This window comes from Oleiphilus sp. HI0125 (genome assembly GCF_001635355.1).
This window is the reverse complement of the sequence record NZ_LWGF01000246.1, coordinates 1-989: the sequence shown is the minus strand read 5'-3', so window position 1 is coordinate 989 and position 989 is coordinate 1. Positions and strand designations below refer to the sequence as shown.

At 46.9% G+C, this 989-nt stretch carries 1 protein-coding gene; it reads left to right on the top strand.

Going from position 1 to position 989, the window contains the following annotated elements:
* Window positions 1-958, top strand: a 958-nt coding sequence (gene lpxD / locus A3762_RS03670) for a UDP-3-O-(3-hydroxymyristoyl)glucosamine N-acyltransferase (protein WP_068754145.1), incomplete at its 5' end; no start/stop codon positions are given.
* Window positions 959-989: the final 31 nt, after the last annotated feature.

Genomic DNA, 989 nt, shown 5'->3' with positions numbered 1-989 from the left:
TAATGGCTTAGCGACTATTCAGGATGCGGATCAGGCTAAGCTGAGCTTCATTGCAAATCCTGCCTATGTAAAGCATTTGGCGACGACCTCAGCAGGCGCTGTCATTTTATCGCCTAAACTCGCAGAAGGTTTCGAGGGAAATGCTCTCGTTCATGAGAATCCATACCTCGCATACGCCAAACTAAGTGTCGAGTGGGATTCCGTCGCTAATTTTACGCCCGACATTTCTGATCGCTCCGTTATTGCGGAATCAGCGAGTATTGGGAGTAATGTATATATTGGACATGGCGTTGTCATCGCAGATGATGTCGTGATCGGTGATGGCGTATATGTCGGTGATAACGTGTCAATCGGTGCGAATTCTGAGCTTGGTTCCAATTCTCGTCTCTATAGTAACGTTGTTGTTTATCATGGGGTGACGATTGGAGAGCGTTGCACTGTTCAAGCAGGGGCGGTGATAGGATCTGAAGGCTTTGGATTTGCGCCGACAGGTATTGGTTGGCAACGTATTAGTCAGTTGGGTGGCGTAGTTATCGGCGATGATGTTGAAATTGGTGCGAATACTACGATCGATCGTGGCGCGCTCGATAATACTGTTATTAGCAATGGCGTTATTTTAGATAACCAAATACAGATTGCTCACAATGTTGTGATTGGCGAAAACACCGCGATTGCAGCATGTTCCGCTGTCGCAGGGTCAACAACGATAGGTAAAAATTGTGTCGTCGGCGGCGCAAGTGGTATTGCTGGGCATTTGACGATTACTGATGGTGTGCATATTACTGCAATGACCATGGTCATAAAGAGCTTGACCGAACCTGGCGCATATTCCTCCGGCACAGGTGTTCAGAGTAACAAAGATTGGAAGCGCAGCATTGCACGACTGCGACGCTTAGATAGTACAGAGTCTCGTTTGAAGGCTGTTGAAAAACGACTAGACTCGATCAATCCAGAATAAGGGAATTAATATGACGGCGGAAAATACTGTG